Source organism: Aeromonas sp. s6, assembly GCF_040907815.1.
Lineage (GTDB): Bacteria > Pseudomonadota > Gammaproteobacteria > Enterobacterales > Aeromonadaceae > Aeromonas > Aeromonas caviae.
This window is the reverse complement of sequence record NZ_JBFOCN010000015.1, coordinates 28,431-42,315: the sequence shown is the minus strand read 5'-3', so window position 1 is coordinate 42,315 and position 13,885 is coordinate 28,431. Positions and strand designations below refer to the sequence as shown.

Here is a 13,885-nt window from a genome sequence, read left to right as displayed (position 1 = left end):
CATGTTTAATTTAAATTAATTATCGGTAGAGATAACCTTCATAGTGCTTGCTGGCGGTATGGATGAAACATAACGTGGCTCATGGCATGACCCAACCATGAAATACGGGGATATTTAGCGAAATAATGGATAACGAAAAAATAATGGCCGGGCTGGCCGAGGAATTGCCCCGCTGGCGGCGCTCCGTCAGCGGAAACCATATCAGGCGGGTTGCAGCTCCCGCGGGATGGCAGTGGCCCAATCACGACACAACGTATCAATCGGGCCAAAATTCAGTCTGATGGCAAATGGGATTGCCACGCACCACGTGGAAGGTAAAGGCGCGATGGCGCGCGCCTTGACGTCACCGTCAGTGATCACCCCTTCGGTCACCACCTCCCGCCCTGCTACAGCAGGCGGACGATGTCGACATTCCAGGGCCCGGCCGCCGGGTAGCGCCGATGGATCTCGACGAAGTTGACCCGCCCCGCGCGCCGCTCCCCCAACGTTGGCCAGTCACAGAGAAAGTCATCGCTCAGCCACCTGGGGGTCTTGACGAAATCGTTGCTTTGCATGGCCTGCCAGTAGGCCTCCACAACTGCTTTTGGTTCCATGGTCTTGTTTTCCATGCCTTTCCCCTACAACCGCACCACCAGCCACTCCCCCTTGCCCACCGGCACCAGGGAAGTCAGGAAATCGGGGTCACGCCGCACCTGTGCCATCCACTCCCTCATCTCGTCTTCATGGGAGATGGCATTGTCCACCACCAGCAGGCCACGAGGGGCAAGCAGGCGCTGGATCTCGGGCCACCAGGCCTGGTAGTGGCGGCGATCGGAGTCCAGAAAAATGAGCTGATAGCCCGCCGTCGGCAGGCAGGGCAACAGGCTGCCGGCCTCCCCCGCCAACTGCTCAATCCAGGGAGTGAGCCCGGCCCGCTCAAAGTTGGTCGCCGCCATGGTCCGTTTGCCCTCGTCCAGCTCGATGGTGGTGACCCGGCCCCCCAGCCGTTTCACTGCCTCGGCCAGCCAGAGGGTGGAGTAACCGTTGGAGGTGCCGATCTCCAGCACAGCCTGCGCCCCCCTCGTCTGCACCAGCATCGCCAGCAGTTCGCCGGTGTCGCGGGTAATGTTGAGCATCTTGCTGCCACGGGAGTGTTGCGCGCCGTCATTCTGCTCGCCAAAGCGCTCCAGCTCCCGTTTCAGTTGTTCCAGTGCCATGTCTCCTCCTTGACGGTGTAAACGAGTCGGCCCGGTGCATGGCATGGCTGGACCGCCCCTCATGTTCATCATTTTGCTATCGACCCACTCGGTGGCCCATCCCCTGCGTCATCCGGATAAAGACGATACCCTGGATGACCATGTGATCACGCTGGTGCACTGCTGCTGGCGGGAAAGCCAATCTTCACGCGGTCTGGCGGTGGCCCCCCGCGCCGTCGGGCTGCTGGATACCAAGGGCAAGCCGCAGATCGCCTAGGGGGCCACCCGGGTAAAGTCGACGGCGGGGCAGCTGGGCGCCACGCCCTTGGTCAGCGTCAAGGGCTGGGCACGATAGCTGAGCCGGTAGCGGCCCGGTTGGGACAGGTCGTAGGCCTGCGCCAGGTCCGCATCGGCCTGGCTCTGCTCCCCCGCCCCCAGGTGCAGGAAGTCGCCGTCCCCGGGGGTACCTCGCTTGGCAAGCGGCCCTCGATAGTCCAGCGGCTGCCCATCGCGGGTCAGGTCGATGGCATCGGCAAACCACCCCTCGAAGGGGGTGAACCAGGTCAATACCTCGAGGGGCGTCTCCCCCCGGTTGGTCAGGGTCATCACCAGGGGCAGGGGTTCGTTCACCCCGCTCTCTGCGCTGACCGACAGCTCGCACTGCAAGGGCGCCAGTGCCAGGGTGGTAAGCAAGAGTGTCATCATGGTGCCTCCGTCAAAAAAAGGGGCCATCCGGCCCCTGTTTGCAACTCAATTTTCGCTCGGGGTATTCTCGGCGAAATATTCGTGGTTGTCGGCATTGTTCAGGGCCTTCTGGGGATCCGTGCTCGCCAGATTGCGCGCATTGGCCTGACCGTATCCCAGATCGTCGGTGCCCGCCACCACGTTGAAGTGGCTCAGCTCGTGGACAATGGTGCCGGCGCGGGAATCGGTCCCGGTGACCGGCGCAGTCCAGAAGCTCTTGCACAGATAGACCTTGTAGGGCTGGTCCGGATAGACATAGGCAAAGTAACTCTGCTTGCAACCGCAGTCGAAGGTGAGCGGCTTGTTGTCGATGGCATCCTTGATCTTGCTGAAGTTGGTCTCGGCCTGGTTCCAGCGGGTGGCGTCATAGGCGCCAAACCAGCTGCGGTAGCGCTGTCCATTCGGCTTGTCCACCGCGAGGTAGCTGCTGGAGTTGTTGGCGATGCCACTCGCGGCATCGAGCGCAGCCAGGATGTCGCTCTTCTGGGTGTTGGTGCAACGGCCGCTGAAGCTGACCGAGGCGCTCACCGCCTGGGGCTCGGCCACCGCCGCCTTGGCCAGCACCCGCTCGTCGCTCACCCCGTCCACCCAGAGGGTCACGGCATTGGACTCGCTCGCCTGGGCCTGTTTGGCCTTGGCCGCTTTCCCCTCCTGCGCCACGGTCGGCAGCAGGTAACGGATGCTGTACTGGCCCTGGGCACTCATGTCGTAGAGACCGGAGACCTCCGCCTGCACTGTCAGGCTCTGGCCCGCCTTGAGCAGTTGGTAGTCCTTGTCACTCGGGGCGGCCCGCTTGATCAGGGCCCCTTCGTAATCCACCGGCTGGCCGTCACGCTCCACCTGGAACAGGGGAGCATCCTCGCTGCCCGGCAGTTGCCATTTGAGCAGACGAACCGGCTTCTCCCCGGTGTTGGTCAGGGTCAGGTTGACGCGCACATCGTCTGTGCTGCCCTCCACCAGGGTGAGCCGGGCATCGAGTCCGGCGGCGCAGAGCGGGGACGCCAGCACGCCGGCCAGCAACAGGGCAATTGGAGTCGCTTTCATCATGTTTCCTCATTCATTGAGTGTCGCCTTGTCAGGCGGTCTGCTTCCTTTAAGGCCCTCTTTGGGGCCCATCCACCCTAGAGCAGAAGCACCACCCCACCATCCCTCCATATGGGGGACGCCCCCCATCAGAGGGGGAGCCCCTTGGCTGCGACAAAGATTGCCCGCCCGGCCCGAGCGTGCAGGTAACCCCGTGGGGTGCATTTGCCATAAAAAAACCCGGCGCAAGGCCGGGTGACGGGATGAGAAGGCGGGATCAGGAGGACAGCAGCGCCAGGGCAGGCTGCGCGTTGCCCGGCATCAGCCGATAGGCCTTGTGGTGCTTGACCAGGGTGGTTTTCTTGTTGCCCTGGCTCAGCAGCAGGCCCCAGGCAAATGCCGCCTCGGCCAGTACCTGCTCGTCCCCGCGCACATAGAGGGTGAGGGGCTTGACCAGCTCACCCCCCTCGATATGGCCCTGATACTCGCTGGCCGAGATGATCAGGCTGGATTGCCCCTGGCTCAGCAGCCGCTGCCGGGTGTTCAGTTCGCTGTCGGTGAACACCAGCCAGCCCGCCCCCTCCAGCGCCAAAAGCAGATCGGCCAGGCGCGCCCCCAGCTGTACCGGCTCATGCATGGCACGCTCATACTGGCGCTGCACCCGCTCAAGCAGCCCCTTGAGATCGGCCCCCGCCCCCAGCGTCCGCCCCAGTTGCACCCAGGTCTTGAGATCCTCCATCACCAGCCGGGAGAAGCGTTTTTCCTTGAGAGAATCCGCCATCCAGGTACAGAGAAAGTGGCTCTCCTGAGCGGGGGTGCGTTTGCCCGTTTTCTGGGCGGCGGTGCGCTCCAGCTCCGCCAGGCTCTGGCGGGCCATCTCGAGCAGGGCCTGATTGTAAGCAGGAAGGGTCATCTCGGATCCTCTGAAACGGGGCGGCCAGGGGCCGCGTCATCGACAGCACAAAGGCGCCAGTGGCGCCTTTGGAGAGTAAACGCCCCTCCCCGACCGGGAGGGTGCGACGTTGCCTTATTTCGGCTGACGGGGCTTCTTGGCCGCCGCCAGACGCTTGAGGCGCTGGCCTTGCAGTTTCGCCTCGGCCATGGCCTGGGCGGCGGCATTGTCTTCACGCTGCGGGCGTTTGCCGAAGCGGCGGCGCTCCTGCAACTGCTTGATAAGGTCGTCACGGCTGCTCACCTCGTAACCCGGCACCATGATGCGGCGGATTTTCTGGCCGATGAGGGCTTCGATCTCCAGCAGGGTGCGCTCCTCCTCGCGACTGACGAAGGAGATGGCCATGCCGCTCTTGCCAGCGCGACCGGTTCGGCCTATACGGTGCACGTAATCTTCCGCGAGGAACGGCAGATCATAGTTGACCACGTATTCCAGGCTCGGAATGTCCAGGCCGCGGGCGGCCACCTCGGTGGCCACCAGCACCCGCAGCTTGCCTTCGGTGAATTCACGCAAGGCGCGGCGACGGCTCCCCTGGGCCTTGTCACCGTGCACCACGGCAGACTTGATGCCGTCGAGGTTGAGCTCCTCCACCAGTTCATCGCAGCTCTCGCGGGTGCTGGCAAACACCAGCACCTGCTGCCAGTTCTGCTTGCCGATAAGCTCGGAGAGCAGCTCGCGCTTGCGCTTCTGTTCCACCGGATAAACGGTATGGCTCACGGTGTCGGCAGTGGAGTTCTGCTTGTCGACGGCCACCACCTGGGGTTTGTCCAGCATGAGGTTGGCCAGCTTTTTCACCGCCTCGGAGAAGGTGGCAGAGAAGAGCAGGTTCTGGCGGGTCTTGTTGACCGCCTGCAGGATCTGCTGCACATCGGCGCTAAAGCCCATGTCGAGGATGCGATCCGCCTCGTCCAGCACCAGGGTCTCGACCCCGGAGAGGCTCAGGTTGCAGGCGGTGAGGTGCTCGAGCAGACGGCCAGGGGTGGCCACTATGATGTGTGCGCCCGCTTTGAGCTTCTTGGCCTGCACATCCTGTTTGCCACCACCCACGATGGTGAGGGTAGTGATATCAAGATACTTGGCGAAATCGTTGATATTGCTCGCCACCTGGGCCGCCAGCTCGCGGGTCGGGGTCAGGATCAGCACGCGGGCATTGGAAGGCTGCACCGGCGCCGGGTTGTCTACCAGACGTTGCAGGAGGGGCAACGCAAAGGCGGCTGTCTTGCCGGTACCGGTCTGGGCACTGGCCAGCACATCGCGGCCACGGCGAATGGCCGGGATGGCCTGGCTCTGCACAGGGGTCATCTCCTGATAACCGCAATCTGAGATGGCGCGCAAAATCTCGGGGGCAAAATCGAACGATTCAAATCTCATGTTGGGTTCCTGTGTTCCAGCGGAGCTGTAGTTGGCGTGGGTGGCCTGGGCCGGCGTGTGGCCTGGCATCGGCGAGGCGTGGAGCCAAGGACGGCTGGGTCTGACATCAGATCAGAAGATGAGCCGGAAAATGGCGGGCGCGAAGTGTAACAGATAGGCGACAGGAATGCCGCCTCAAATGGCCTGTATTTTTCCGGGGGCTGCGCTCTCCAGACGCGGCAGCAGGCGCAGCCCGGGCAGTGAGATCAGCGCACCCGCTTGCTCGGACGCTTGAGCAGCCGCATGCCGATGGCCGCCACCGCGATGACGAACAACCCGAAAGAGGTGACAAGCAGGCACTTGGTCAGCAGCTCCTGATGATGGGCAAAGACCGGGGTCGCCATCACCATCTTGCCGGCCATGCTCAGCACCAGGGACCAGAGGAAGGCGCTGGCAAAACTCGCCACGGCCACCCGCAGCAGGTGCAGGCGGGAGACTCCCATCAACATGGGGGTCAACACTCTCACGAAGGGGATGAAACGGGACACGAACATGGCCCAGAAACCGTAACGATCCAGCAGTCGGGAGGCCCTGGGCAGGCTCCCTTCCGGGATCATTCGATCCACATGGCCCATGAAACGGGTGCCATGCAGTGCCTGCCCCTGCCAGTAGGCGAGCACGCTCCCTATCCCGGCCGCGAGCGGCAGATAGAGCAAGGTCACCTCGGGTCCCAGCACCCCCATGCCCACCAGACCGCCCGCCAGCAGCACCAGGCTGTCACCGGGCAGGGGCAGAAAGACGAAGCTCGATTCAAGGAAGAGGATCACCACCAGACAGGTGACGAGCAGACCGATTGCCTGCATTTGTATAAGCTGATCAAAATCCTGATGCCATATGGCAAGCAGCATGTCCTGCATCTGGTGTGACTCCCATCAACGTAATGCGCATTCGTCATGATGACCCGAAGGCCCCGTCTGGTAATCCATCCCTGCTACCACCCCAATGTTCGTATGGGAGGCCTCTTATACACCCGGGGAACTGAACAATAAATTAATGTCTGTGTTTTCTGCCCAGCGGTTCCCCCTTCTCGCCCCCCCCTGCCCCTGCCAAAGCGAGGGCAACCTGGCCCATCAGACCAGTGTGCATGCCCCCAAAACAGGACGGGTCGGCCCTTGCCAGGCTGCCAAGCCAGATGAAACCCGTTACAGTGTGAACATGCCCCGATGGACGGGGTACTCATGGAGCCAGGTATGGCAAGACAGCTCTCTTCTCACACACTTTCCTTGCTGGCGGTGCTTGCCGGCGTCTCTGCCGGTCTTGTGACAAAGGCCCGTGCCAGCGACGAGAGCCTGGTGCAACAGCGCGCCAACGCCGTCGTCTCCCTCATGAGCTACGCCGTGGTGCCGGATATCACCGCCAGCAACCTGAATATCGGCAGCGGCACCAACGACACCTCCGCCCTCACCATCACCCAGCTCGGGGGTGGCGCCACCCTGAGCGAGGATGTTCCCCTCTATCTGGAGGGCACCCTGGGCTACAGCCGCTACGATCCCCAGTTCGTGTTCACTGATGGCAACGAGACCCGCACCATTCCCACCAAATGGAACAGCCTGAGCGCCACCGGCGGCATCGGCTGGGATATCGGCGTCCACCGGGATCGCTTTGGTGGCAATCTGGTGCTGCGGCCCATCGCCAATGTCACCCTGGGCACGGTGGCCAGCGACCTTCGCATCGGGGCCGCCCTGCTCGAGCACAGGAGCGGCCAGAATCTGGACTTCCTCGACGGCGGCACCCTCAATGTCTATGGCCTCGGCGGCTCATTGATGCTGGACTATGAGCTCTTCTCCGCCGCCCAGGATATCGATGCCGAGCTGCGCTACTCCTACCAGCATCTGCAAAGCTTCACCGGCACCGCCGAGAGCGTCAGCGGTCAGGCCGATGCGGAAAACCTCGGACTTTACCTGCGCCGCCGCGCCCCCCTGTGGCACTGGACCCTGCTGGACAGGCCCCTTCGCTACGTGCTGGAAGGAGCCAGAACCGAATACCTGGGGCAGCAACGGGGGCTGCTCGGTTTCAACAGCCTCAACTCCCTGGGACTTGGCCTCGAACTCGACAGCAGCAAGTACGACATCTTCATCACCCGCACCCGGCTGGTGGCCCGCTATATGTTCAGCAACAGTACCAGCGGCTACTCCATCGGACTGGCGATGAGTTTTTAGCGCAGCAAGGCGACATGAACCGTCCCCATCACCAAATCTCTGACTGAACGCACATTTGACTCCATTGCCGCTATGAGGTCCCACCTGTATCTCCTAGCATGGGGATACGGACGGTGGGTGAAGACGTGAAGCAGAACCACGCCGGGGATTGTGGTCAGGCTGACTGCCTACTGTTGAGCAGAGAACACATGACATTTCCAGGGACAGGGAGCTTGTTATGGCCAAATTTCTGAATACCAGCGCAACCAACTATTTCCTCGAAGAGCTGATAAAGGATGCCAAGGAGCGGTTAATCCTGATCAGCCCCTTTCTCAAACTCAATGACAGGATCAAGGAGCTGCTGACCGACAAGAACCGGCTCAAGATCGATGTGCGGATCGTCTATGGCAAGAGCGAACTCCAACCGGAAGAGATCAGCTGGCTCAAGGAGCTCACCTATATCCGCACCAGCTTTTGCAAAAATCTCCATGCCAAGTGCTACCTCAATGAGGAGATGTGCATTGTCACCAGCCTGAACCTCTACGAATTCAGCCAGGTGAACAACAACGAGATGGGGGTGTTGATCCGGCGGGCGGATGACAGTGAGCTGTACCGCGATGCCTACGATGAAGCTCAGCGCATTATTCGGGTGAGCGAGGAGGTGCGCATCACGTTGGAGCGCGTCGCAAGCGACAGTGACCCGCAGGACAACGTGGCCGCCCATGCAGGTACAGCACCGGTTTGTCCAAAATGCGGCACAACCATGGTACTGAGGACCAGCAAACGGGGAGATACCAAGGGTAACAGCTTCTGGGGCTGCCCCGAATACCCCAAGTGTCGCAGCATCATCCCCATCGAGACCCATCCCTGACCGGGATCTGTGAAGGCTAAATCACATGGATATCACTGCTGCCATAGCGCCGCTGCTGACTCAGCTCTGGTTTCTCCTGCCACTGCTGTTGATTGCCACCCTGCTCAAAACGGCCTGGTTCAAAGGGATGGTCGGGGAGTGGTTTATCAATCTCTGTATTCGGCTATTTCTCGACAAGCGGGAATATCGCCTGCTCAAGGACGTGACCCTGCCCACCCCCCAGGGCAGCACTCAGATCGATCACGTGATCGTCTCTCGCTTCGGGCTATTCGTGATTGAGACCAAGAACATGAAGGGCTGGATATTCGGCAACCCGACCCAGAAAAGCTGGACCCAGCAGATCTATCGCCGCAAGCACAGCTTCCAGAACCCGCTGCATCAGAACCACCTGCACATGATGACCCTCAAATCCCTGCTGGGGCTCTCAGACAACCAGCTTCACTCCGTCATCTTCTTTATCGGCGACTGCACCTTCAAGACCCCTATGCCGCAGAACGTGATGAACCGCGGGCTCATTCGCTACGTCAAGGGTATAACCACGCCGGTATTGGCCGAGAGCGAGGTCGCTCACGTTGTCGACACCATTCAACAAGGGCGACTTGCCGCCAACTGGCAGACTCACAGACAGCATGTCACCCAGCTCAAGACTCGTCATGCCGACCCATCCGCCAACCATGTTTCCACCCGCGAACCTGTCAGGCAATCAGTTGCAAACCCACCCTCACAGAGCGTATCGCCACCGGACAATCCACCCCCGATCTGCCCCAGATGTGGCAGCACCATGGTATTGCGCACTGCCGGTAGAGGTGACAACAAGGGAAAACCGTTCTGGGGATGCCATGAATTCCCCACATGCAGGGGGACCAGAGCGCTGATGAAGTAGATGGGAAGGCTGAACGACGGAGGCATAAAACAAAGGCGGCCAATTGGCCGCCTTTGTTATTTCAGCAAATCAGCGGATCGTTGCCATCTTCTGCACGCAGCGCTGCTCGCGCTCATCCACCCGCTTGGCAAACCAGGCGGTGGTGAGGTTGCGGGTGATCTTGGGGCTCTTTAGCTGGATACCGGGCAAGATGGCGCGGGGTTGCCGTGTCCCGGCCTGTTTGTCGGCCAGGGCGAAGACCCTGTGGTAGAGATCGCTTTTGGCAAAGTCGCTGCTGTCCCCGAGCTTCAGGCTCTGGTGAATGGCCTGCTTGCTCATGTTGACGCGGCTGGCGATGCTGTGGACCGCGAGTTCGGTCTTGCCGGGCAAATCCGAGTCGTAACGGATGAGATCCCCGTCCAGGGCCAGGGGCTTGCCACTCACCCGGCTTACCGCCGCCTGGAAGGCCGCATTGCGGCTCGCGTACCAGCCCGCATTGAAGTCGGCGAAGCGATAGAGGGTATCCGGGTAGTCGGCGGGATAGCCGAAGATGTGTTTGGTGCCAAACCAGATGCCGCCGCGACGAGTGAACACCTCGTGGCGAATGGACTCCTTCACGGGATAGGGGTAGCCACGGGCGTTGGCCTCAGCAAAGGCGACGCTCACCTGCATGGGGCCGCCGGTGCGTACCGGGTTGAGATTGCCAAAGAGCTGCTTGCCCATGGGGACGCTGCCTATCATGTCTTCGAAGATCTCGCTCATCTCCCGCTCGGTGCGAAGTTTGTCGATGCGCTCGGCATAGCTCTTGCCGGTGGGGGATTGGATGGAGAGGGCCGTGCGCACCATGAACTCGGGGATGAGCAGCTTGCCGGCCCGGGCATTGATCTCCTTCCAGGCAATCTTGTTGAGGTTGGGCACCACGGGGTCCGCCTGATAGGTCGCCTCCTGCTCCGCCACCGCCAGCACGCTGCAGACGTTGTGATCGCTCACCGTCAGCCCCTGGGTGGTGAGCGCCGTCACCACGTCATTGGCCCAGCCTGGCTTGTCCACCACGCTGCGCGGCAGGAAGCGCACGATGCGGCTCTTCATGTCGGCCGGTTTTTGCGGCTGCATCGCCTTGGGAATGGGGCGCCCCGCCGGCGTCGCCGGGCTGGTCGGGGCGGGAGGCTCGCTGGCACAACCCGACAGCAGGGCAAGGGAAAGCAGTGACAGCCAGCGCCAATGGGCATCAAACAAGGAGTGAGAGGGGATCATGAAGGCTTCCTGAAGAGCGGGACCTGCCCCTCATCGCGAATGAGAGGGCTCGAATGCATGGAGGCGGACATTGTAGGGAACAAGTCTGACAAGATGAAGGCGGATGAACCGGCTGGCCCGCTGGCTGCGGCATTCCCTGGCGTCATCACGCCAGCTCCACCCGGTTGCGTCCCAGGTGCTTGGCCTGATAGAGGGCGAGATCGGTGCGCTGGAGCAGAGCATCCACCCCCTCCCCGCTCTGGCTGATACCCAGGGCAAGGCTCACGGTGAATCTTACCCCGTCACCTGAGACCAGCTCTTCGGTCGCGCACCTTATCTGCTCCGCCAGCGCACGGGCCTTGTCGCCCGTCATGCCGGGCAGCCAGATGGCAAACTCCTCTCCCCCAAGGCGTGCCACCACCCCATCCAATGGGCAGAGCTGGCGCAGCAGGGTGCTGAATTCACGCAGTACATTGTCGCCAATCGCGTGGCCATAGCGATCGTTGATCAGCTTGAAGTGATCGAGATCCAGCAGCAGGAGCGGCGTCCCCTCCTCTCCGTGCGCCTCCAGCACGGCGCGAAACGCCCGGCGATTGGAGAGCCCGGTCAGCTCGTCTGACATGGCGAGGGAGGAGAGCCGCATCTGGGTGCCATACATCTGCTGCACCATCAGCAGCACACCCCAGGCCGAGGCCAGCATGCCGACCGTGCGCAGGCTATCTTCCACCGTGGAGAGCCACCAGGGCTGGAAATAGGCCTCATCCATCAGATCGATGACGCCGGAGACGAGCCAGAGGGTCAGCCCGCCTGTGAGGGAGAGATAGGTTTTCAAGGTGATCTGGGCACACTGCACCACCCAGAACATGAACAGCAGGGTCAACACGTTGAGCGCTTCGGCCAGAGCCCCGACGGTATAGAGGTTGTGCTCTGCCAGGGGATCAAAGCTGACCCCGGCCAGGATCCCCGTCAGCAGCAGCAGACAGGGCAGGCTCACCAGCACGAAACGACGGCAGGGAGGGAGCGAGAAGAACCGGGCGGGGTGAACGGATAACCTGAGGGGAGTCTTCATCATGTTTTGGGCTCCAAGCGCGCATGTCTTCTATCCCGAATGGCAGCCGTTGGCTGCCATCGCCAGCGAACCCCGACGGCATTCCTGGTGGCAAATCACTGATATTGTGGGCCGATTTTTCCATAAAAAACAATCCCCTCACCATATGGGTCAGGGGATTGTTGCAACGGGGACGGCGCGATCTGCCGTGACATCGGGGTGGGCGGCCCTTCCCTGCTCGCCCTCACGGCAAGCGGGCCGTGCCGCCTCAGGCGCTCTGGCGCAGGGCCTGATGCTGGGCGGCGCCGTTGATCACCGCCTGCAGGGAGGCGTTGACCACGTCGCGACCGACGGCGACGCCACACATCCGGGTGCCCTCGACGCTCAGCAGCACATAAGCGGCGGCGCGGGATTCGGTGCCGGCGGTGAGCGCATGCTCGGAGTAATCCAGCACATCGATGTGCATGCCGGTCTGACGCTGCCAGCCGTTGACCAGGGCCGTGATGGCACCCTCCCCTTCACCGCACAATTGCAGGGTGCCGTGGGGGGTCTGCAACTCCAGGCGCAGGCTCTCCTGACTGTCATGACCGAGCTGGAAGCGCCCGATGCGATAGCCGTGGGCCGGCTCAAGATAGTGCTGCTCGAACAGGGTGCGGATCTGCTCCGGGCTGATTTCGCTGCTGCTCGCCTCAGCCTCGGCCTGCACCCGGCGGCTGAAGTCGATTTGCAGCCAGCGCGGCAGTTGCAGACCGAGGTCACGCTCCAGCAGATAGGTCACCCCTCCCTTGCCGGACTGGCTGTTGATGCGGATCACCGCCTCGTAGCTGCGACCGAGATCGGCAGGATCGATGGGCAGGTAAGCCACGTCCCAGTAGTGATCCGGTTTTTCTGCCGCGAGAGACTTGCGGATGGCGTCCTGGTGGCTGCCGGAAAACGCCGTGTAGACCAGCTCGCCGGCATAGGGGTGGCGCGGGTGCAGGGCAATCTGGGTGCAGGCCCCCACGGTGGCGACGATGGCATCCATGTCAGACAGGTCCAGCTCGGGGTCAATCCCCTGGCTGTAGAGGTTCATGGCCATGGTGACGATGTCCATGTTGCCGGTGCGCTCCCCGTTGCCGAGCAGGGTGCCCTCGATGCGATCCGCCCCCGCCAGCACCGCCAGCTCGGCGGCGGCCACCCCGCAGCCTCTGTCGTTGTGGGTGTGGATGGAGATGCTCACCTCGGGTCGCGCCTTGAGGTGTCGGCAGAACCACTCCACCTGATCCGCAAACACGTTGGGGGTGCTCACCTCCACCGTGGCGGGGAGGTTCAGGATCATGGGACGGGCAGCGGCACGCCACTCGTCGATGACGGCGTCACACACCTCGACGGCGAACTCCACCTCGGTGCTGCTGAAGCTCTCCGGAGAATACTGGAAACTCCACTCGGTGCCCGGATTGCGGGCCGCATACTCCCGCACCCAGCGCGCCCCCTGCACGGCGATGGCCTTGACCCCGTCCTTGCCTGAGTTGAACACATAGTTGCGCTGGGTCGGGTTGACCGAGTTGTAGACATGGACGATGGCGCGCTTGGCCCCCTTGAGCGCCTCGAAGGTGCGGGCGATGAGATCTTCCCGGGCCTGCACCAGCACCTGGATGGTGACGTCGTCCGGGATGAGATCGCGCTCGATAAGCTCGCGTACGAAGTCGAAGTCCGGCTGGGAGGCCGCCGGGAAGCCCACCTCGATGTGCTTGAAACCGATGTGGGTCATCAGCGCCCACATTTGCAGCTTCTGGGCCACCGTCATGGGCTCGACCAGCGCCTGGTTGCCATCGCGCAGGTCCACGGCGCACCAGAGCGGTGCCCGCTCCAGTACCCGGTTGGGCCACTGGCGATCCGCCAGGTTGATCACGGGGGCACGGCGGTATTTGCGATGATCGAAGCTCATATTCAGATTCCCTTGACGGATGGGCGAGGCGCCGGACGACCGGGCCGACAGGCGGGTGGGGCAAGGAGGGGAAGCGGGTTGGTGCGGTAACACCGTCCCTGACGAGTCGCGCGGCGGTAACCCCGCGACCGGTTTTCCTGCGGCCCCCGTCGGTCACCGGGGCCGGCCACGGCAGCCGGATCGGGCTGCGGGCGCTGATCCTCTCGCACGCCACCTTTTGGTGTGTCGGCGCAGACGACCTTGTTTGTATGAGCACCCAGTATAGGGAGGTCGTGGGGGCGAGAGATTGCGAAGATTGCACCATTTCATGTCAATTAAGCAATATGGATGCAGTTAATGCCCAATAACGGGGTGAGTATCACCACTCCTGATGGATTATTCGCCATCTCACCCATCTTCCTTGCTGGCGCCCCCCCGGAAGTGGCAGGGCGCAGGCAATAAAAAACCCCGCCATTGCTGGCGGGGTTTGCGTGCATCGAGCGGGCAGTGTGCTGCCGGTGCT

14 protein-coding genes are annotated in these 13,885 nt (G+C 62.2%); 4 read left to right on the top strand and 10 right to left on the bottom strand.

Annotated elements, in window-relative coordinates:
• Window positions 1-386: 386 nt before the first annotated feature.
• On the bottom strand, window positions 387-593 hold the full coding sequence (locus tag AB5Y50_RS01095; RefSeq protein WP_368162382.1) for a hypothetical protein: 207 nt from the start codon (window positions 591-593) through the stop codon (window positions 387-389).
• A 24-nt stretch (window positions 594-617) separates the two neighbouring features.
• On the bottom strand, window positions 618-1,196 hold the full coding sequence (locus tag AB5Y50_RS01090; protein ID WP_202016455.1) for an O-methyltransferase: 579 nt from the start codon (window positions 1,194-1,196) through the stop codon (window positions 618-620).
• Window positions 1,197-1,257: 61 nt separating this feature from the next.
• Here AB5Y50_RS01090 and AB5Y50_RS01085 point away from each other — a divergent pair, with 61 nt between their 5' ends.
• Complete coding sequence (locus tag AB5Y50_RS01085) at window positions 1,258-1,452, top strand: hypothetical protein (protein ID WP_216987157.1); 195 nt, start codon at window positions 1,258-1,260, stop codon at window positions 1,450-1,452.
• Here the strand turns inward: AB5Y50_RS01085 and AB5Y50_RS01080 are convergent.
• The 5 genes from AB5Y50_RS01080 to AB5Y50_RS01060 all read right to left on the bottom strand — a co-directional run bounded on the left by AB5Y50_RS01080 (window position 1,449) and on the right by AB5Y50_RS01060 (window position 6,161).
• Window positions 1,449-1,880, bottom strand: coding sequence for a hypothetical protein (locus AB5Y50_RS01080; protein WP_029314737.1), 432 nt, complete (start codon window positions 1,878-1,880; stop codon window positions 1,449-1,451). The two genes, AB5Y50_RS01085 and AB5Y50_RS01080, sit on opposite strands and share 4 nt — an antisense overlap.
• Window positions 1,881-1,925: 45 nt before the next feature.
• On the bottom strand, window positions 1,926-2,966 hold the full coding sequence (locus tag AB5Y50_RS01075; RefSeq protein ID WP_041213093.1) for a M35 family metallo-endopeptidase: 1,041 nt from the start codon (window positions 2,964-2,966) through the stop codon (window positions 1,926-1,928).
• Window positions 2,967-3,219: 253 nt separating this feature from the next.
• The gene (locus AB5Y50_RS01070) at window positions 3,220-3,855 is read right to left on the bottom strand and encodes a DUF2913 family protein (protein ID WP_227262866.1); all 636 of its coding nucleotides are present in this window, start codon (window positions 3,853-3,855) and stop codon (window positions 3,220-3,222) included.
• A gap of 114 nt (window positions 3,856-3,969) precedes the next feature.
• Window positions 3,970-5,265: a DEAD/DEAH box helicase gene (locus AB5Y50_RS01065; protein WP_227262867.1), complete on the bottom strand. Its 1,296-nt coding sequence runs from the start codon at window positions 5,263-5,265 to the stop codon at window positions 3,970-3,972.
• Between the two features lie 245 nt (window positions 5,266-5,510).
• Window positions 5,511-6,161, bottom strand: coding sequence for a DedA family protein (locus AB5Y50_RS01060; protein ID WP_336576024.1), 651 nt, complete (start codon window positions 6,159-6,161; stop codon window positions 5,511-5,513).
• A gap of 333 nt (window positions 6,162-6,494) precedes the next feature.
• On the opposite strand from AB5Y50_RS01060, the gene AB5Y50_RS01055 reads away from it, so the two are divergent.
• The 3 genes from AB5Y50_RS01055 to AB5Y50_RS01045 all read left to right on the top strand — a co-directional run bounded on the left by AB5Y50_RS01055 (window position 6,495) and on the right by AB5Y50_RS01045 (window position 9,196).
• Entirely contained in the window at window positions 6,495-7,463 is a 969-nt protein-coding gene (locus tag AB5Y50_RS01055; RefSeq protein ID WP_323903251.1) for a hypothetical protein, read from the top strand.
• A 217-nt stretch (window positions 7,464-7,680) separates the two neighbouring features.
• The gene (locus tag AB5Y50_RS01050) at window positions 7,681-8,313 is read left to right on the top strand and encodes a topoisomerase DNA-binding C4 zinc finger domain-containing protein (RefSeq protein ID WP_052816477.1); all 633 of its coding nucleotides are present in this window, start codon (window positions 7,681-7,683) and stop codon (window positions 8,311-8,313) included.
• 25 nt (window positions 8,314-8,338) lie between these two features.
• The gene (locus tag AB5Y50_RS01045) at window positions 8,339-9,196 is read left to right on the top strand and encodes a nuclease-related domain-containing protein (protein ID WP_103858272.1); all 858 of its coding nucleotides are present in this window, start codon (window positions 8,339-8,341) and stop codon (window positions 9,194-9,196) included.
• A 69-nt stretch (window positions 9,197-9,265) separates the two neighbouring features.
• Here the strand turns inward: AB5Y50_RS01045 and AB5Y50_RS01040 are convergent, their stop codons facing one another.
• The 3 genes from AB5Y50_RS01040 to leuA all read right to left on the bottom strand — a co-directional run bounded on the left by AB5Y50_RS01040 (window position 9,266) and on the right by leuA (window position 13,383).
• Window positions 9,266-10,429 (bottom strand): DUF1615 domain-containing protein, encoded by a 1,164-nt coding sequence (locus AB5Y50_RS01040; protein WP_315627817.1) that lies wholly within the window; start codon window positions 10,427-10,429, stop codon window positions 9,266-9,268.
• Between the two features lie 145 nt (window positions 10,430-10,574).
• A complete protein-coding gene (locus tag AB5Y50_RS01035) occupies window positions 10,575-11,480 on the bottom strand; it encodes a GGDEF domain-containing protein (RefSeq protein WP_336576092.1) in 906 nt (301 codons plus the stop codon).
• 244 nt (window positions 11,481-11,724) lie between these two features.
• Entirely contained in the window at window positions 11,725-13,383 is a 1,659-nt protein-coding gene (gene leuA / locus AB5Y50_RS01030) for a 2-isopropylmalate synthase (RefSeq protein WP_336576091.1), read from the bottom strand.
• Between the last annotated feature and the right edge of the window lie 502 nt (window positions 13,384-13,885).